Annotated in this window: 15 protein-coding genes; 5 read left to right on the top strand and 10 right to left on the bottom strand. The window is 68.0% G+C overall.

Annotated elements, in window-relative coordinates:
- Positions 1–53 precede the first annotated feature (53 nt).
- Positions 54–2,495, bottom strand: a complete 2,442-nt coding sequence (locus tag ON45_RS04525) for a lysylphosphatidylglycerol synthase transmembrane domain-containing protein (protein ID WP_040492299.1) — start codon at positions 2,493–2,495, stop codon at positions 54–56.
- A 49-nt stretch (positions 2,496–2,544) separates the two neighbouring features.
- On the opposite strand from ON45_RS04525, the gene ON45_RS21040 reads away from it, so the two are divergent.
- The 4 genes from ON45_RS21040 to ON45_RS04505 are packed head-to-tail and all read left to right on the top strand — an operon-like array spanning position 2,545 to position 6,671.
- Positions 2,545–3,171, top strand: a complete 627-nt coding sequence (locus ON45_RS21040) for a phosphatase PAP2 family protein (protein WP_158412184.1) — start codon at positions 2,545–2,547, stop codon at positions 3,169–3,171.
- A complete protein-coding gene (locus tag ON45_RS04515) occupies positions 3,168–4,148 on the top strand; it encodes a nucleoside hydrolase (protein WP_051062444.1) in 981 nt (326 codons plus the stop codon). Before ON45_RS21040 ends, ON45_RS04515 begins: the two co-directional genes overlap by 4 nt.
- 7 nt (positions 4,149–4,155) lie before the next feature.
- Positions 4,156–6,282: a S9 family peptidase gene (locus ON45_RS04510; RefSeq protein ID WP_373281581.1), complete on the top strand. Its 2,127-nt coding sequence runs from the start codon at positions 4,156–4,158 to the stop codon at positions 6,280–6,282.
- Positions 6,279–6,671, top strand: a complete 393-nt coding sequence (locus ON45_RS04505; protein ID WP_040492297.1) for a tellurite resistance TerB family protein — start codon at positions 6,279–6,281, stop codon at positions 6,669–6,671. Before ON45_RS04510 ends, ON45_RS04505 begins: the two co-directional genes overlap by 4 nt.
- Before the next feature lie 103 nt (positions 6,672–6,774).
- On the opposite strand, the gene prmC is transcribed toward ON45_RS04505, so the two are convergent.
- The 3 genes from prmC to ON45_RS04490 are packed head-to-tail and all read right to left on the bottom strand — an operon-like array spanning position 6,775 to position 10,376.
- Entirely contained in the window at positions 6,775–8,244 is a 1,470-nt protein-coding gene (prmC, locus tag ON45_RS21035) for a peptide chain release factor N(5)-glutamine methyltransferase (RefSeq protein ID WP_051062443.1), read from the bottom strand.
- On the bottom strand, positions 8,231–9,316 hold the full coding sequence (gene prfA / locus ON45_RS04495; protein ID WP_040492311.1) for a peptide chain release factor 1: 1,086 nt from the start codon (positions 9,314–9,316) through the stop codon (positions 8,231–8,233). The genes prmC and prfA overlap by 14 nt, the downstream gene beginning before the upstream one ends.
- A 4-nt stretch (positions 9,317–9,320) precedes the next feature.
- Positions 9,321–10,376 (bottom strand): hypothetical protein, encoded by a 1,056-nt coding sequence (locus ON45_RS04490; RefSeq protein WP_083914316.1) that lies wholly within the window; start codon positions 10,374–10,376, stop codon positions 9,321–9,323.
- A gap of 36 nt (positions 10,377–10,412) precedes the next feature.
- On the opposite strand from ON45_RS04490, the gene ON45_RS24030 reads away from it, so the two are divergent.
- Positions 10,413–11,336, top strand: coding sequence for an alpha/beta fold hydrolase (locus ON45_RS24030; RefSeq protein WP_083914314.1), 924 nt, complete (start codon positions 10,413–10,415; stop codon positions 11,334–11,336).
- A gap of 172 nt (positions 11,337–11,508) precedes the next feature.
- Here ON45_RS24030 and rpmE read toward each other — a convergent pair whose 3' ends face one another.
- The 6 genes from rpmE to ON45_RS22080 form a co-directional block, all read right to left on the bottom strand.
- Positions 11,509–11,739: a 50S ribosomal protein L31 gene (rpmE, locus tag ON45_RS04480; RefSeq protein ID WP_040492286.1), complete on the bottom strand. Its 231-nt coding sequence runs from the start codon at positions 11,737–11,739 to the stop codon at positions 11,509–11,511.
- Positions 11,740–11,880: 141 nt separating this feature from the next.
- Positions 11,881–13,857, bottom strand: coding sequence for a transcription termination factor Rho (gene rho, locus ON45_RS04475; RefSeq protein WP_051062442.1), 1,977 nt, complete (start codon positions 13,855–13,857; stop codon positions 11,881–11,883).
- Positions 13,858–14,070: 213 nt separating this feature from the next.
- Positions 14,071–15,453 (bottom strand): threonine synthase, encoded by a 1,383-nt coding sequence (thrC, locus tag ON45_RS04470; protein WP_040492285.1) that lies wholly within the window; start codon positions 15,451–15,453, stop codon positions 14,071–14,073.
- Positions 15,454–15,464: 11 nt separating this feature from the next.
- Positions 15,465–16,805: a homoserine dehydrogenase gene (locus tag ON45_RS04465; RefSeq protein ID WP_083914312.1), complete on the bottom strand. Its 1,341-nt coding sequence runs from the start codon at positions 16,803–16,805 to the stop codon at positions 15,465–15,467.
- 75 nt (positions 16,806–16,880) lie between these two features.
- A complete protein-coding gene (locus tag ON45_RS04460) occupies positions 16,881–17,384 on the bottom strand; it encodes a type II toxin-antitoxin system PemK/MazF family toxin (RefSeq protein ID WP_083914309.1) in 504 nt (167 codons plus the stop codon).
- Between the two features lie 26 nt (positions 17,385–17,410).
- Positions 17,411–17,581: an Rv0909 family putative TA system antitoxin gene (locus ON45_RS22080; RefSeq protein WP_083914307.1), complete on the bottom strand. Its 171-nt coding sequence runs from the start codon at positions 17,579–17,581 to the stop codon at positions 17,411–17,413.
- Positions 17,582–17,620: the final 39 nt, after the last annotated feature.

Raw genomic sequence — 17,620 nt, 5'->3', positions numbered from 1 at the left:
TCGCGCACGGAGCGCCAGAACTGTTCACGAGAACAGAATGGCGGGTGGTGGGGTCAGAGGTATTCGTGGCGTTGGAGCCACTGGAACGAGAGCCAGCCGGGCAGGACCGGGACCCAGAAGGTGAACAACCGGTAGAGGAACACCGCCGGGACGGCGATCGTGTCGTCGAGGCCGGCGGCGACGAGACCACTGATCAGCGCCGCTTCCATCGCCCCCAGGCCGCCCGGAGTCGGCGCGGCCTGCGCGACCGCGGAACCGACGAGGTACACGGCCCCGACGGTCGCGAACGGGAGTCCACCGCCGAACGCGGCGATGCTGAGGTAGAGCGTGGTGAGGTAGGCGAGCGTCAGCAGCGTCGATCCACCGAGCAGCAGGATCGTCTTGCTCGGCCGACGCAACACCTCGCCCACCCCGTCGAACGCCCGAGCGAGCACCGGGAGCAGCTTCTCGCTCATCATCCGCCGCGTCCCGGGGATCGCGATGCCGATCAGGAACATCGCCGCGATGATCGCCAGCCCGACGACGAACCACTTCGGGTCCGGGAGCGAGAAGCTGCCGAAGGCGTCACGCCCCGCCCAGACCAGGAACACCCCGATGAGCGTGACGTGTCCGACGATGCCGCCGACGGTGTTCAAGCCGACTCCCGACACCGCGACCGCACGATCGACACCCTGCTTCTGGAGGAACCGCACGTTCAGCGCCATGCCTCCCAGCCCGGCAGGCGCGAGCTTGCTCGCGAACGACGATGCGACGCTCGCCATGAACAACGGGCCGCCGGGCAGCCGGTCGGGGATCGACCCGGCGATTCCCATGGCCGCTCCCACATAGGTGAAGGCCGAGGCGAGGATGATGAGCGGTGTCCAACCCCAGTTCGCATCTTCGACCTGATCGACGATGCCCGGGAGATCGGCCAGCTGCGGGAACAGGAAATAGGTGGCCAGCGCGAGCACCACAACCATCAGGATCGTCTTGCGGTTGGCGCGTTCCAGCGCCACGAACTCGACCTGTTCGACCCCACATCGGTCGATCACCTGCCGCTGCAGGTCCTCGAGGAGCCCCGGATGCTGCTTCAGCGCGGTCTGGGTCGCTCCGCTGAGCGCCTTGGCCTGCAGGCGCGGCAACGCCTCGCCGACCGCGTCCGTTCCGAGCACGTCGATCGCGGCGACGGCCGCCCGCTCCGCCCCGACGACGACCGACAGCGACGCCATCATCTGAGCGACGTCGGCGTCGAGGATCGTCTGGGGCACCGCCGCTTCGGAGAACCCGAAATCGATGATCCACGGAACATCGTCACTTCCGACGAACACATTGGCGCGACGCAGGTCGCGGTGCGCGATCCGGCGCGACCGAAGGTCTTCGATCTGCGCCCAGATCGACCGCATCAGTTCGTCGGTCACCCGGTCGTCGGACACGCCATCGAGTGACGCCCCGTCGATCATCTCGTACGCGAGCAGCATCGAGTCGGCGCCGACGTCCACGATTCCGCGTAGCCGGGGCGTGCGAATTCCCACGTCTCGGGCGAGCAATGCGATCAGCGCTTCGTGCTCGATCGCGCGGCGGAGCGAGGAGAACGGACGGTCGTCGCCGACGTTCTTGAACCGGATGAACCGATACACACGAAACAGCAGGTCGGCGGCGCGCTCCTGCGAGCCGAGCACCTTGACGAAGAGGCCCGTCCCGTCGGTCATCGTCGCGAAGTAGGGCGTCGAGCCGCGGGCATCGACGGACGCCGGATGGACCTCCGAGACCGGAAGCCCGGCGTCGCCGAGGGCTGCGGCAACTGCAGCAAGGGTCGGACGCCGGTCCGGCCGCCCGAACGCGAGGAGCACGAGCGCGCCGCAGAATGCGCCGACGGGCAACGCGAGGAAGACCTCGGCCGGCAACCGCAGCGATACGAGCAGCCGGACGAGCAGGATCAGCGAGACGATCACCGCCCCGGTACGGCGCCACCGCTTGGACACGAACGGAGCGAGCACGATGAAGGCCGCCGCCATCTGAGCGAGACCGATCGAACCCGAGGACGTCCCGTTGTTGGTGATCCCCGCCCGTTCCGCCAGCTCGTTGGCGACGCTCGGGGATGTCTCGCGATCGACCAGCCGTTGGATGCCCGACATCGAGACGAAGGCAAGCGCATTGGCGGCGAAGATGTACCCGAAGAGTCGGTACCGCCGTGTGACGAGCGGAACCACGAACACGAGCACGGCGGCGAGCGCTGCGACGATCTCGACGCTGCCGTTGAGTACCCGTTCGATCGCCGGACTCAGGAACCCGAACAGCGCAACGATGTCCTCCTCGACACCGACCACGGCTTCCTCGAGCCAGATCGTTGCCGCGATGAGGAGCAGCGACGCGACGCCGAAGACCACGAGTCGGAGCACGTCCTGCGGCGACCGCACATAACGCCGGGTGACCACTTCCCGCGCCCCGTCGCCCGTTCGCTCCGAACCCTCCTGGTGGGCCGGATCGACGTCGGTGATCGCTTCGGTCGGCTCCATGCTGCCGGGCAGTTTGGCAGGATTCGACCAGCATGATGAAGTGTCGGCCATGACCGAACGCGTCGAGCTCCCGATCGGCACCGCGACCGGGCGACTGGTCGCCACCGGTGCGTGCCTCGTCGGACTCGTCGGCTCCGCTGCCGTCGCCGTCCGCCAGCCGGTCCCCGCGTGGGAACTCCGGATGACCGAGTGGATCAACGACGTGCCGGACGCCGCGGCGACAGCGCTCTATCCGATCATGCAACTCGGCACGCTCGGCGGACCGCTGATCGTGGCGGCGGGGATCCTGGCGTTCCGTCGAGATCGACTGCTCGCTGCGGCGACCGTCGGCGCGGGCTTCGTCGCCTGGTTCGGGGCAAAAGGGGTCAAACGCCTGGTGGCGCGGGACCGCCCGGGCAGCTACCTGCCGGAGATCCTGATCCGCGAGGGCGACGGATCCGGGCTCGGTTTCGTGTCCGGGCACAGCGCCGTCGCGGCCACCGCGGCGGTTCTCGCGATCGCTGCCACCCCACCTGGGTGGCGTTGGGTTGCCGCCGCGCTCGCCGGTCTCGTCGGAGTGGCGCGCATCGTTCACGGGGTCCACCTTCCCGCCGACGTGATCGGCGGTTGGTCGTTCGGCATCCTGATCGGATTGGGCACACTCGAACTCGTCGGACTGCGAAGCTCAGCGTCATGAGCGACAGCGCAGGCACCCCGGACACACGCCCCCGGATGATCGTCGACTGCGATCCGGGCCACGACGACGCGGTCGCGCTCATCGTGGCCGCACACGTGGCGGACGTCCGCGGGATCGTCACCGTCGGCGGGAATGCCGACCTCGAACGCACCACCCACAACGCGCTGGTGATGCGCGACCTGATCGGGATCGACGCTCCGGTGCACCGCGGGTGCGGACATCCGATCGTCGCCAAACCCCATCACGCACCGTCCGTGCACGGTGAGTCCGGTCTCGACGGTGCCGATCTGCCGACACCGGTCACGCCACTGGACGGCACCGACGGCGTCGGCTTCATCATCGACACCTGCCGGGCGGAAGAGGGCCTCTGGCTCGTGCCGACCGGACCACTGACCAACATCGGTCTCGCGCTCCGTCAGGCACCGGACATCGCCGAGCGGATCGCCGGCGTGTCACTGATGGGCGGCGGGAGTTTCGGCAACCGCTCGGCCGTCGCCGAGTTCAACATCTGGGCCGATCCTCACGCCGCCGCGATCGTGTTCGAGACGTTCGAGCACGCGCCCGGATCGCTGGTGATGGCCGGTCTCGATGTCACCCACCGGTTCCAGGTCACGCCCGAACGTATCGACGCAACGCGTGCGCTGCCCGGGCAGCTCGCCGAGATCCTGACCGGCCTGTTCGAGTTCTTCTCGGGGACCTACCTGACCCGACACGACGACGGATCGATGCGCGGTGCCGCGCTCCACGATCCGCTGGCGGTCCTGGCGGTGACCCATCCCGACCTGTTCTCGCGTCGTCGTCGACACGTGGCCGTCGAGACCACCGGCGACCTCACGGCCGGCATGACGGTCATCGACGAACGGAAGTTGCTCGAACGCCAAGCACCGAACTGTGACGTGCTCACCGATGTGGATTCCGAGGCCGCGTTCGACATCGTGCTCGACGCGATTCGCGCCAGCGACCCGCGCATCCGATGAACGTACGATGAGCCGCGTGAGCGACTCGTTTCCCCGCCAGTACGCCCGGACGCAACGGTTCACGCTCGGCGTTCCACGAGACGTGAAGGTGTCCCCCGACGGGCGCCGTGTCGTGTTCCTGCGCAGCTCAGCGGGCGACGACCCGGTCAACGCGCTGTGGGAGTTCGATGTCGAGAAGGGCGAGGAGCGCCTGGTCGCGGATCCGCGCGCCCTGCTCGGACTGGACGATCCGGCGACCGGCGAGCTGACCGATTCCGAACGCGCTCGACGCGAACGAATGCGCGACGGCGCCACCGGCATCACGGCATACGCAACCGATGGCGAGTGTCGGGTGGCCGCATTCGCGCTCAACGGCGAGTTGTTCACGGCCGGACTCGTGAGCGGGACATCGCGGCGACTTCCGGTGGAGGGTCCGGTTCACGACCCACGACCCGACCCGACGGCACGGCGCGTCGCCTACGTCAGCGGCGCCACCCTGCGCGTCGCCGATCTCGACGGCACGTCGCGCGTGATCGCGGGGAACGCCACGAACGAGAACGCGGTGTCATGGGGTGGCGCCGACTTCATCGCCGCCGAGGAGATGCACCGGTTCCGCGGGTACTGGTGGAGCCCCGACGGTGAGGCGATCGCCGTGTGTCGTGTCGACGACGGTCCGGTCGCCGAATGGACGATCGCCGACCCGGCGGAACCGGGACGTGCGGCGCGCACCGTGCGCTACCCAGCGGCAGGAACCGACAACCCCTCGGTGTCGCTGCACATCGTGGGCATCGACGGCTCCCGTGTGGACGTCGACTGGGACGGCAACGCGTTCCCCTATCTGGCCACGGTCGACTGGAGCGAGCAGGGGCTGCTCATCTCCGTGCAGTCGCGCGATCAGCGGCGGACCTCGACGATGACCGTGAATGCGGTGACCGGCGTGGTGACCGAGGTCGCGAACGACGCGGATGACGCGTGGGTGGAGAACGTTCCCGGCGCGCCCCGGCTCACCGACGAGGGTGCCGTGCTGACCGCCTCGGATCGCGACGGGCTTCGACGCCTCTACGTCGACGGGAACGCCATCACCCCGACCGACCTCCAGGTGCGGTCGGTCGTCGCAGCGACCGGCGACGAGGTCGTGTACCTCGCGAACGCACTCGACGCACCGACCGAACTGCAGGTCTGGTCCACGACGCGGGGCCGGCTGTCCGAATCGGCGGGCATCCACGGCGCCTCGGTCGGCGGACCGACGACGGTCCTCCGCTCGACATCGCTCGAGGGTCCGGGCGCAACGCACACGGTGATGACAGGCGGAGCGCTCGACGGCCCGCAGCTCGTCACTCATGCCGAAGTACCCACGATCGCTCCGAGCATCACGTTGCTGCGTGCGGGCGATCGTGAGCTCTCGACCGCGGTGCTGCTGCCGAGCGGGCGGGACCCGGAGGACGACGCTCCGTTGCCCGTGCTGCTCGACCCGTACGGCGGGCCCCACGCTCAACGCGTCACCACCAGCTACAACTCCCACCTGTCGTCACAGTGGTTCGCCGACCAGGGGTACGCCGTGATCGTGTCCGACGGGCGGGGAACCGCGGGGCGCGGTGCCGCCTGGGAACGGTCGGTCCGGCACGACCTCTCCAACCCGCCACTCGACGATCAGATCGACGCGCTCCACGCGTGCGCCGAACGGTTCCCGATGCTCGACCTCGACCGGGTGGCGATCCGTGGATGGAGCTTCGGTGGCTTTCTCGCCGCGCTCGCCGTGCTCCGCCGGCCGGACGTCTTCCACGCGGCGATCGCCGGAGCGCCCGTGACCGAGTGGCGGCTGTACGACACGCACTACACCGAGCGGTACCTCGGCGACCCCACCACATCGGAGGGTGCATCGACCTACGACGCCAACTCGCTCCTCCCCCTCGCGGCCGGCCTCGAGCGCCCGCTGCTCCTGATCCACGGGCTCGCCGACGACAACGTCGTCGCGGCGCACACGTTGCAGATGTCCTCCGCCCTGCTCGCAGCCGGACGACCCCACGAGGTCCTTCCGCTGGTGGGCGTGACGCACATGACGCCGCAGGAGGTCGTCGCGGAGAACCTGCTCCTGCACCAAGTCGACTTCTTGGCGCGTGCGCTCGCTCGGGATCTGACAGGATCGACGCAATGAACGAACTCGCCGACCTGTACCGCGGCGTCGCGGTACACGCCACCGCCGACAACGAACACCGCGCGGCCTTGCAGTTGCTCACCCTCGTGATGCTCGCCGACGATCACATCGACGACGTGGAGGTCGACGTCGTGCGCGAGATCAGCGCAGAGTGGCGCGGTGACGACTTCCCGTTCGAGGACTACCTCCGGCCGGCGATCGAGGAGTCACGGCGTGCGATCGAACACGGCCGGACCGCCGAGTACCTCGACGAGATCGACTCGACGATCAGCAGCCGGGTGCTCCGCTCCGCCCTGTTCTCGGCGGCGCGAGATGTCGCCGGCGCCAACGAAGCAGTCAGCCCCGAGGAGGGCACGATCCTCGCCGAAGTCGCCGTCCGCTTCGGCTGAACATCGACGGCTGTCCGCTCCCGATCGTGGCAGCGGGGTCGCGATCCCAGGAAGCCGTCCCCGACGTACGTTCACGTACCCGAGCAGGATTCCCCCTGGGCGATCAGACGGTCGGGCGGTAGTGCAACCGCAGGGCGTCACGCATGACGCCTTCGTGCATTTCGTGCTCGTGGACGACGTGGTCCCCGACGAAGCCTGCTCCCCGGTACGCCGCGATCGCACGCGAGTTCTCGACATGGGGAACGATCACGACGTCGCGAGCTCCGCGCACGGCGAGGAGATACTCCGCGGTCGCTCGGCACACGGTTCGGCCGATCCCCTGGCCGAACAGATCGGGGCGACCGAGGTAGAGGTCGAACGACCAGATGCCGCGACCGTCGTCGAGATCGAAGCCGGCCGCATCGTCCGGGTCGTCGAGTTCGTACAGCTGGATGTAGCCGATCGGGTCGCCGTCGAGTTCGATGATCGCCGGGATCGTTCCATCCCGTTCGTGTTCTCCGTCCGGGCCGTACTCGGCGAGCACGTCGGCGAGGTCGAACGTCTTGTCCCGACCCTCGTACCACTCCAACACCTCCGGCGTCGCGAGCCACTGGAGCAGGTGCGCATAGTCCGACACCGTGTTCTCCAGACATCGCACACCAACCACCGCGTCAGGGACCGGGGCCGACCCGGTCCGTGACGCGAAGAGACGGGAGGGGCGGCGGCCGAGCGTCATGCGGTCGTGGCCGGCCAGGTCTCGACGCGTCTCGACCTCGCTCAGGCCGGCACCCTCCATCAGGCTGCGGACGGCATCACCCTGGTCGTGGCCGTGTTCGAGGACGAGCCATCCGCCGGGACGGAGTCGGCGCGGAACGTCGCGGACGAGTCGACGGATGTCGTCGAGTCCGTCGGATCCGGAGAACAACGCGGTCGAGGGCTCCCACTCCGACACGAGCGACTCGATGTCGGGCGACGCCTCGGCCACGTAGGGCGGGTTCGACACGACCACATCGAAGCTCGAACCATCGGTCAGGGCATCGGTCCAGGAACCCTGTCGAACGACGACGTTCACCGCCGAGCGCCCGAGCCCCGCCAGGTTGGCGCGAGCGACGTCGAGCGCATCGGACGAGGCGTCGGTGATCCAGACCGTCGTGCCCTCGTGCGGGAGTTCATCGGCCATGGCCAGTCCGATCGCACCCGATCCCGTTCCGAGATCGGCCACCCTGCGGATCGGACCCGAGGCCGCAGCGAGCTCGATCGCCGTCTCGGCGACCAGTTCGGTTTCCGGTCGGGGGATCAGCACCCGATCGTCGATCGCGAGGTCGAGGTGCCGGAATCCCCAGCTGCCGAGCACGTACTGGATCGGTTCTCCCGACCGCGCCCGCGCCACCATCGCATCGAGGCGCGCGACGGCTCGCTCGGTCGCCGCTTGGTCGTGCAGCGCGGCGAACTCGGTCGGCGACGACCCGGTCGCGGTCTCACAGATCCATCGGGCATGGGTGTCGTCGTCGAGCAGGCCCCGGGTCTCCGCGAGCAACTCACGCCACGTGACGGTGTGCTCGGCGCCGTCCCCGTTGTCGTCAGTGCGCGACATCGTCGTCGGGGCCTTCGGCGAGCAGGCGGGCGCGCTCCTCGGTGGCGAGGGCGTTCACGACCAGATCGAGGTCACCGCCGAGGATGTCGGAGAGCCGGTAGATCGTGAACCCGATCCGGTGATCGGTGACCCGGTTCTCCTTGTAGTTGTAGGTACGAATCTTCTCGCTGCGGCCGCCTCCGCCGATCTGCGACCGGCGTTCGCTCGACAGTTCCGCCGCCCGCTCCGCCTCGGCGCGTTCGAACAATCGGGCACGCAGCACCTGCATCGCTCGATTGCGGTTCTGGAGCTGCGACCGCTCGTCCTGCATCGTGACGACGACGCCGGTCGGGACATGAGTGATCCGTACCGCCGAGTCGGTGGTGTTGACGTGCTGTCCACCCGCTCCACTCGACCGGTAGACGTCGATCTCGAGGTCCCGCTCGTCCACCTCGACGTCCACGTCGTCGACATCGGCCAGCACCGACACGGTGGCCGACGAGGTGTGGACGCGCCCCTGGCTCTCGGTGACCGGCACGCGCTGAACCCGGTGCGGCCCACCCTCGTACTTGAGGTGACGCCAGGCCGTGTCACCATGGACGACGAACGTGATGTCGTTGTAGCCGCCCATGTCACTCGTCGCTGACGACAGCGTCTCGAGCTTCCACTTCTGCGAACCGGCGTAGGCCTCGTACATCTCGTAGAGGTCCCGAGCGAAGAGGTTCGCCTCCTCGCCACCCTCGGCGCCCCGAATCTCGACGATCACGTCGCGACCGTCGTGAGGATCCTTCGGGATCATCATCTCCCGGAGTTCGACATCGAGTTCGGCGAGTTCCGCCGTGACCTGCTCGATCTCGTCGACGAGCATCTGTCGCTCGTCGCCACTCGAACCGTCGAGCATCTGCCGAGCGGCCTCGGCGTCGCCGCTGCGCTCGTTGTAGCGACGCACCTTCTCGACAACGGGGCCGAGGTCGTTGTAGCGCTTCGACACGTCGCGCAGCTGAGCCGGGTCGGCCAGCACCTCGGGGTCGGCGAGCTGGTGTTCGAGGGTTTCGTACTCGTCGACGATCTGGGCGCGGCGGTCCACGGTCATCGGTTCACCATTCGACGAGTTCGACCGGTCGGGCGAGGAGACCGGCCAGGTCACGGGTGACCGGAACCAGGTCGCGCTGCGGGAGCGCGACGATCACCCGGGCGACTGGCTCGGTGAGGCCGAGCGACACGTCGGCGACGAACGGAACCAGGTCGAGGTCGACGCCGGAGGAGAACACGACGACCACCGGCGCGCCGTCGGTGTCGACCCCTCGCGCGACGCATGGCTCCGGATGCTTCATGCTCTGGCGCGGCACCGGCGGGTCGGCGGGTTCCAGCGATGCGAGGCCGAGGATGCCGGGGTCCTCGGCGGCCTGCCAGCGGAGGAACCGCTCGGGTGCCATCCGGTTGAGCGGATGCTGCGGAGCATCGACGCTGCGGACCTCGGAGACCGACGCCACGACGTCGGACAACGCGTCGACCTTGGGCACGTGACCGTGGATCAGTTGGAACGCCTCGCGGTCGTTGGCGCCGACCCCCACCTCGAGGATGACCCCGTCGTCGGCGCGGGCGGCGATGAGTTCCGGTGGGACGTCGTTGACCTCGGCGAAGTGTCCGATCGTCGGTTCGTCGACGACGCGACACACCTCCAGTCCACGCACGTCACCGGTGACCACGCCACGCTCGGTGTGTGGACGAGCGCCCCCGGCCTCGATCAGCGGCACGAGTTCGAGATGTTCGGTCGACGGTGTCGGCACGGCCGGGACCGCTTCCGCCACGACCGGGAGCAACGTCCGCTCCTCGGCGAACCACACGCGGATCGGGAAATCGAAACCGTCGGCGCGGCGGGCGAGTTGACCGCCCTCGCTGTCGACGATCACGTCGAGGGAGCGCGCTCCCTGGCGGATCGCCCACGCGAGGCTGGCTCCGAGGGTGCGCCCGGCCGGTCCGTCGACGATCACCCAGGCGGCATCATCGACGACGAGACCCGCACCGGTTCCGAACTCGACCGGCTCGACGTCGACGGGATCGCCGACGTGGTCGGACACGAGCGCACGCAACTTGATCGCGAGCAACCGGCGACGGCGCTCGCTGACTTCGGCTGGTCCGGTACTGGTCATCGCCCTCGACGTTACCGAGGCCGGTGACGGGATTCCGTGGCTCGGTCGCGCCGGCGCCTCCATCGCCTCGAGGAACGGCGTGACCAGCCGGCCGCAACCGTTCTCGGCGATGGCGACGACGATTCCCTGCCGCGGTCTACGGTTCGGATCGTGAAGATTCGCCACGGCTCCATCGAACTGAACGTGACCGAGGACGGGAGTCCGTCCTCGCCTCCACTCCTGCTGATGCACGGCATCACCTCGTCTGCCGGGACCTGGAACGCGCTGGTGCCGGAACTGGCCGAACGCTTTCGCGTGCTCCGGCTCGACTTCCGCGGGCACGGTGACTCCGATCGGGCGCCCGACGACTATTCGTCATCCGGATACGTGAGCGACGCCGTCGCCGTACTCGAACAGGTTGCGGGTCAACCGGCGATCGTGATGGGACACTCGCTCGGCGGAGCGACCACGGCCGCGGTCGCGCAACGACATCCCGAACTCGTCCCGGGCCGCCGTCATGGAGGACCCGCCGCTCGGACTCGGTGCCGGCGAGGACCGGGCGCTGGAGGGCAACTCACTGCTCGACGCGTTCGCGCTGATGCGGGAGTCGATCCCGGCGCTGCAGGCGTCCGGTGTGTCCGCCGATGCGCTGGTGGCGATCCTCGCCGCCTCGCCGTCGGCGTCGGGCGGAACGTTCGGCGACATCCTCCATCCCGACGGGATCGAGCAGATGGCCGAATCACTTCTGCGTTGCGATGCGTCGGTGCTCGACCCCGTGCTCACCGGAAACATCGAGGCGTTCGTCGACCCGACCGTGCCGTTCGCGGTGCCATCGCTCGTCGTGTGCGCCGACCCGGCGAAGCCCGACGCTGTCGCGTCACCCGATCTCGCACGAGCGTTCGCCGACATCTCGCCCGCCACCGAGGTGTTCGTCGTCGAGGGCGCCGGTCATCTCATCCACGACGAACTGGCATCCCGTGACACGTTCCACCGTGCGGTGATCGAGTTCCTCGACCGTCAGACTTCGACGGCGTGACGCGAGGCTGGCACCCCACCGGGTCCCGATCGCTGGAAAACGGCAGATGCCGCCCGGGTCGGGCGGCATCTGGAAGTTCGGAGTCGATGATTCCGGCCGGACGAGCCGGCCCGGGGATCACTCCTCGAGGTTGGTGGGCTTGCCCTCGCGGCGGCCGTAGCGCTTGTTGAAGCGCTCGACGCGTCCACCGGAGTCGACGAGCTTCTGCTTGCCGGTGAAGAACGGGTGGCACTCGTTGCAGAGCTCGACGGTGAGGTCGCCTTCGACGGTCGACTTCGTCGTGAACGTATTGCCACACGAGCACTTGACGGTCGTGTCGGTGTAGGTGGGGTGGATGTCGGTCTTCATCGTGATTCCTCTTTCGATCCTGTGGTGACGGCTGAACGCCCGACCCCGCGGGATTGCGGTGCCGTCGATCGTCGTCGAGATCAGCGCCGATTGACGCTATCTGGATCCAACCGCGATCGACGCTCCGTTGTTCCCCACGGACTACATGCCCGGTTGCTTCGCGATCTCGCTGAGGAACTCGCTGTTCGACTTGAAGGTCTTGAGCCGGTCCATCAGGAGCTCGAGGCCGGGAGCCGCATTGCCATCGGCGGCGAGGCCGCTGAGCACGCGGCGCAGCTTCCACACCATCTGCAGTTCCTTGCGGTCGAAGAGCAGCTCTTCGTGCCGCGTGGAGGAGGCATCCACGTCGATGGCCGGGTAGATGCGCCGCTCGGCGACCTTGCGGTCGAGGCGCAGCTCCATGTTGCCCGTGCCCTTGAACTCCTCGAAGATCGCGTCGTCCATCCGGCTGTTCGTGTCGACCAGCGCGGTGGCGAGGATCGTCAGCGAGCCGCCCTCCTCGACGTTGCGGGCCGCACCGAAGAACTTCTTCGGCGGGTACAGCGCGCCGGCGTCGATACCGCCGGACAGGATGCGGCCGCTCGCCGGAGCGGCGAGGTTGTAGGCGCGGCTGAGGCGAGTGATCCCGTCGAGCATGATGACGACGTCCTTGCCGTCCTCGACCATTCGCTTGGCCTTCGCGATCGTCATCTCGGCGATCGCAGTGTGCTCGTCGCTCGGGCGGTCGAACGTCGAGGAGATGACCTCGCCCTTGACCGTCCGCTTGATGTCGGTGACCTCTTCGGGACGTTCGTCGACGAGCAGCATGATCAGCTCGACGTCGGGGTTGTTCTTCTCGACCATCTTGGCGATCGTCTTCATGATCGTCGTCTTGCCGGCCTTCGGCGGTGAGACGAGGATCCCGCGCTGGCCCTTGCCGATCGGGCTGATCAGATCGATGATCCGCGCCGTCATGTTCGTCGGGTCGGACGGGTCCTCGAGCTGGAGCTTCTCGTCCGGGAACAGCGCCGTCAGGTTCTCGAAGCGGGGCCGCTTCTTCGCCTTCTCCGGGTCACCGCCGTTGACGGTGTGCACCTCGAGCAGCGCCGGGTTCTTCTCGTTGCGCTGGGGCGGGCGCATCTTGCCGGTCAGTTGGTCACCCTTGCGGAGGCCGTACTGGCGGGCGAGTTTGACGGGGATGTACGCGTCCTGCTTGCTCGGCAGGTACCCGTTGATCCGCAGGAAGCCGTAGCCCTCGTCGCGCATGTCGAGGTAGCCCGACACCTCGATCGGCTCGTTCGACTGCGGCTGGCCGTCGTCGTCGAGCAGCTCGACGTCGTCGCCCTGGGGGCCCTCTTGGCCGCGGTTGCCACCCTTGCGACGCCGACGACGACGCTTGTTGTTGCCGCCGCCGTCGTCGTTGCGATTGTTGTTCGAGTTGCGGTTGCCGCCGCCCTGGTTGTTGCCCTGGTTGCCGCCACCTTGGTTGTTGCCGCCCTGGTTGCCGCCTTGCTTCTGGCCGCCGTCGTTCTGGCCGCCACCGCTGTTGCGGTTCCGGTTCTGACCGTCGCGTCCACCATCGCGCTGACCGTCGCGGTCGCCACCGGAGCGCTGGTCGTTCTGCTGGGAGTTGCGGTTGCGGCGACCGTTCTCGTCGCGGCCGCCGGCGTCGTCCTTCGAGTCGCCCGACTTCGAGTCGGTGTCGGCATCGGTGGTGTCGGTCGAGACGCCCTGCTTCTGGAGTTCGATCTCCCAGTCGGCGAGCGGTTCGCCATCGGGTCCGAGCACGACACCGTCGTCGCCGCTCTTCGTGTCGGCCGCGGCCGAGTCGTTCTTCGACCCCTCGTTCTCCGCCGCATCGTCCTTCGATGCCTCGGCCGTACCGGTGTCGGTTGCGCTCGCTGCGCTGTCGGTCGCTGCGGACACGGACGTGCCGTTCTGCGCGGTGTCGGCCGGCTTCGACCCGTTCGTCGACGGCGCCGGAGCGTCGTCGCCGCCGGTCGCGTCGATGATCGCGCCGACCAGGTCGGCCTTCTTCAACTTGGAGATGCCACGGACGCCGAGCGCCTTGGCGATCTGGAGGAGTTGATCCTTGTCTTTGCCTTCCAGCGCCGACTGTTCGAGTGCCTCTGCGGCCATCGGATACCTCTCTTTCGCCACCGGTGGAGAACGACGGCGAGGTCTGGTTCAGAGGAAGGGGCCGAGACGCAACCTGCATTCGACATGCAAACGACGCGCCAACGTCGATCCCCTGAGAGATTCGCACGCTTCGAGGAACTCGAGGTGCGGTCCGGTGAGAACCGAACGACGACGATGGTACTCGGTGTCCGTTCGCGATTGCAACGCAATCGGTCAGCGGGTCAACGATTCGACCAGCGCCTGCACCTCGTCGAGGTCGTTGGCCACGGTCTGCGTGCGCTCGTGCCGATCGAACAGGTCGGACAGATGCGGTGGCAACTCGGGACGGATCCCCGTGGCCTGTTCGACCGCATCGGGGAACTTCGCCGGGTGCGCGGTGGCCAGCGTGACCATCGGCCCGGGAGGGCCGTCGGGACCGCCGAACAACCGCGCCGCCGCGGTCCCCGTCGCGGTGTGCGGGTCGACGAACATTCCGGTGTCGGCATGGACGCGCTCGATCTCGGACAACGTGGCGTCGTCGTCGAAGGCCGCTGCACGGAACGTCCCGTCGACGAATTCGGATCGTTGATCGGGCTCCACGTCGAGGCGGCCGACCTGTCGGAACTGGTCCAGTTGCTCGCTGGTCATCCCGCCGTCACGACCGTTCATCTCGAAGAGCAGCCGCTCGAAGTTCGACGACACCTGGATGTCCATCGACGGGCTGAGCGTCGGTTCGACCGGACGCGCCGTCATGTCGCCGTCGTTGACGAAGCGGGTGAGGATGTCGTTCGTGTTCGACGCGAGGACGAAGTCGCGGATCGGCGCGCCCATCTCCCGTGCGATCCAGCCGGCGAGCACGTTGCCGAAGTTGCCGGTCGGCACGACGAACGTCGCCGGCTCGGCGAACGTCTCGGACGCGACGACGTAGTACACCGTCTGCGCCATCACCCGCGCCCAGTTGATCGAGTTGACGGCCGAGAGGCGGTTGCGCTCCCGGAACGCGGCGTCGTTGAACATCGCCTTCACGAGGTCCTGACAGTCGTCGAACGTTCCCTCGACGGCGACCGCGTGGGCGTTGGGGGCGTCCACCGTCGTCATCTGTCGGCGCTGCACGTCACTCGTGCGGCCGAGCGGGTACAGGATCACGATGTCGACGTTGTCGCAGCCGGACACACCGTCGATCGCGGCCGAACCGGTGTCGCCACTCGTCGCTCCGACGATCGTCACCCGCTGCCCGCGCTGCGCGAGTACGTGGTCGAACATCTTGCCGACCAGCTGCAGGGCGACGTCCTTGAACGCGAGTGTCGGACCGTGGAACAGCTCCTGCACCCACTGGTTCGCTCCGGTCTGGACCAGCGGAACCACCGCGGGGTGACGGAACGTGGAGTACGCCTCGGTGCACAGGTGCGTGAGCGTGACCTCGTCGATGTCGGGCTCGACGAACGGCAGCATCACCTCGACGGCCCGGTCCACGTAGGAACCAGCGCTGCTGCGACGGGGGGTCAACTTCGGCCAGTGCGACGGGACGTACAAGCCGCCATCGTTCGCGAGTCCGGCGAGCAGCACGTCGGCGAAGCCGAGTTCGGGGGCCCGACCGCGGGTGGAGACATAGCGCACGACGTCGTCCCTCAGTTTCCGATGACCCGGATCAGGCCGCCGACCTTGTACACGACGTCGAGTCCGTTCAACTCGCGCACGGTCGCCTGGACGTCCTTCTCCCGCGCCTCGTGGGTGATGAACACGAGCCGGGCGTCAGGACCGTTGCCCTCCTGCTCGGCGGCACGGATGCTCACGCCGTGTTTCGAGAACACTCCGGTGACCGCGTGCAGGACGCCCGGCTGATCGGCGACGTCGAGGCCGAGCAGGTACTCCGCCGAGGTCTCGTCGATCGGCTTGATCGTCGCCTTGCCGAGCGTGCCGACCGAGCCGTGAGTTCCCGACCGCAGGTTCTTCGCGGCATCGATCAGGTCACCGAACACCGCGCTCGCCGTGGGCCCACCGCCCGCGCCGCGTCCGTAGAACAGAGCCGAATCGACGTAGTCACCTTCGACGAACACCGCGTTGAAACTGTCCCGCACGGTCGCGAGCGGATGCTGATCGGGGACCATGGCCGGGTGGACGCGCACGCTGATCTCGTCGGAGTCCGGGTCCCGCTCGACGATGCCGAGCATCTTCACGACGTACCCCAGGCGGCGAGCGATCGCGAGGTCCGATGCCGTGACGTCGCTGATGCCCTGGTGGTACACGTCGCCGGCGACGACCTTCTTGCCGAACGCCACGGTGGCGATGATCGCCGCTTTCGCCCCCGCGTCGTAGCCCTCGACATCGGCGGTGGGGTCGCGCTCGGCGAATCCGAGCGCCTGAGCGTCCTTGAGAGCCGCCCCGTAGTCGGCGTCGCCTCCCGCCACGACCGCGTCGGTCATCTTGGTGAGGATGTAGTTGGTCGTGCCGTTGATGATCCCGAGCACCCGGGTGATCGGCTCGCCGTACAGGCTCTCGCGCAGCACCCGCACGAACGGGATGCCGGCGGCGACCGCGGCTTCGAAGAGCAGGTCGCGGCCCGCTGCATCGGCGGCTGCGTAGAGCTCGGCACCGACGTTCGCGAGCAGTTCCTTGTTCGCGGTGACGACGGGCTTGCCGTGCGCCAGCGCGGCGAGGATCAACTCGCGGGCCGGTTCGATGCCACCGATCGACTCGACGACGAGATCGATGTCGGGGTCGGTCACCACGTCGAGTGCATGGTGGGTCAGCACGTCGTCGCCGACCTCGACGTCTCGTGGTGCCGACATGTTGCGGACCGCGACGCGGGCGATCTCCAATCGGATGCCGGTGCGCTGCTCGACGGCGTCGGCGCGAGTGCGCACGATGTCGACGAGTGCTGCCCCGACGTTGCCGCATCCGAGGACGCCGACCCGCAGCGTCGTCACGCCGTCACCTTCGGCGTCGCCAGGAGCTAGATCGTTGGTCACGGCGCCAGGCTACGGGATCGACACCGACGGGCGATCGCCCGTTCCCAGATCGCTCACCGCAGTGGATCTCGTCGGTCAGGTCCGGACGAGGTCGTGGTACTCGGCGGCGTTGCCGACGACGTCGTCGAAGCGGTTGCGGTCGAGGATCGCGCCTTCCCGGCGTACGTCGTCGTCATCGAGGAGGAGCAATCGATCGACCTTCGCCCAACTGTCCCGTCGCTTCGGGTCCCATGACCCGGTGCCGACCGGGACGTGGTCGTGGCGACCCTTGTTCTTCGACGTCAGCGCGACGCCGGCGAGCCGCTGACCCTGCGGCGTGCCCGCGCGTCCGATCACGACGACCGGTCGGTCCTTCCCGCGGTTCGCGTCCTCCTCGTAGGGCACCCACGCCCAGACGATCTCGCCGGGATCGGCGTCCCCATCGATCTCGGGGGTGTATTCGACGCGCACACCGCGCTCGACCGTTTCGGTCGGCGGCTCGCTGCGACGCGTGGTCTTGCCCGCGATCGGATCGCGTTCGGTCCGCGCGGCCTGCACCTGGCGGACCAGGTCGAGCAGGAAGTTGATCCACTTCGACATGGTTGCGGATCAAGTCCTGCGGTGTGTCAGTCGGGCAGCTTGTCGACGGCGTCCTTGGCCATGCTGGCGCCCTTGTCGACCTTGTCCTTGTGCTCGCCGACCTTGTCGCCGATCGCATCAGCACCCTTGTCGATGCCGTCCTTGATCTCCGGCTTCTTGCCGCCGATCATGTTCTTGATCGAATCCAACAATCCCATGGTTCGGCCCTCCTCAGGGTCTGGTGTGTCCACCCAGTA

It is taken from the genome of Ilumatobacter nonamiensis YM16-303 (assembly GCF_000350145.1).
GTDB classification, from domain to species: Bacteria; Actinomycetota; Acidimicrobiia; order Acidimicrobiales; family Ilumatobacteraceae; genus Ilumatobacter_A; species Ilumatobacter_A nonamiensis.
Note: the sequence above shows the minus strand (reverse complement) of the source record. Positions and strands in the feature narration are given on the sequence as shown.

What these genes read in the sequence shown, in the direction of transcription:
- ON45_RS04525 (WP_040492299.1), bottom strand. Translation starts at nt 2,495, where the DNA reads ATGGAGCCGACCGAAGCGATCACCGACGTCGATCCGGCCCACCAGGAG.
- ON45_RS21040 (WP_158412184.1), top strand. Translation starts at nt 2,545, where the DNA reads ATGACCGAACGCGTCGAGCTCCCGATCGGCACCGCGACCGGGCGACTG.
- ON45_RS04515 (WP_051062444.1), top strand. Translation starts at nt 3,168, where the DNA reads ATGAGCGACAGCGCAGGCACCCCGGACACACGCCCCCGGATGATCGTC.
- ON45_RS04510 (WP_373281581.1), top strand. Translation starts at nt 4,156, where the DNA reads ATGAGCCGCGTGAGCGACTCGTTTCCCCGCCAGTACGCCCGGACGCAA.
- ON45_RS04505 (WP_040492297.1), top strand. Translation starts at nt 6,279, where the DNA reads ATGAACGAACTCGCCGACCTGTACCGCGGCGTCGCGGTACACGCCACC.
- prmC (WP_051062443.1), bottom strand. Translation starts at nt 8,244, where the DNA reads ATGTCGCGCACTGACGACAACGGGGACGGCGCCGAGCACACCGTCACG.
- prfA (WP_040492311.1), bottom strand. Translation starts at nt 9,316, where the DNA reads ATGACCGTGGACCGCCGCGCCCAGATCGTCGACGAGTACGAAACCCTC.
- ON45_RS04490 (WP_083914316.1), bottom strand. Translation starts at nt 10,376, where the DNA reads ATGACCAGTACCGGACCAGCCGAAGTCAGCGAGCGCCGTCGCCGGTTG.
- rpmE (WP_040492286.1), bottom strand. Translation starts at nt 11,739, where the DNA reads ATGAAGACCGACATCCACCCCACCTACACCGACACGACCGTCAAGTGC.
- rho (WP_051062442.1), bottom strand. Translation starts at nt 13,857, where the DNA reads ATGGCCGCAGAGGCACTCGAACAGTCGGCGCTGGAAGGCAAAGACAAG.
- ON45_RS04460 (WP_083914309.1), bottom strand. Translation starts at nt 17,384, where the DNA reads ATGTCGAAGTGGATCAACTTCCTGCTCGACCTGGTCCGCCAGGTGCAG.
- ON45_RS22080 (WP_083914307.1), bottom strand. Translation starts at nt 17,581, where the DNA reads ATGGGATTGTTGGATTCGATCAAGAACATGATCGGCGGCAAGAAGCCG.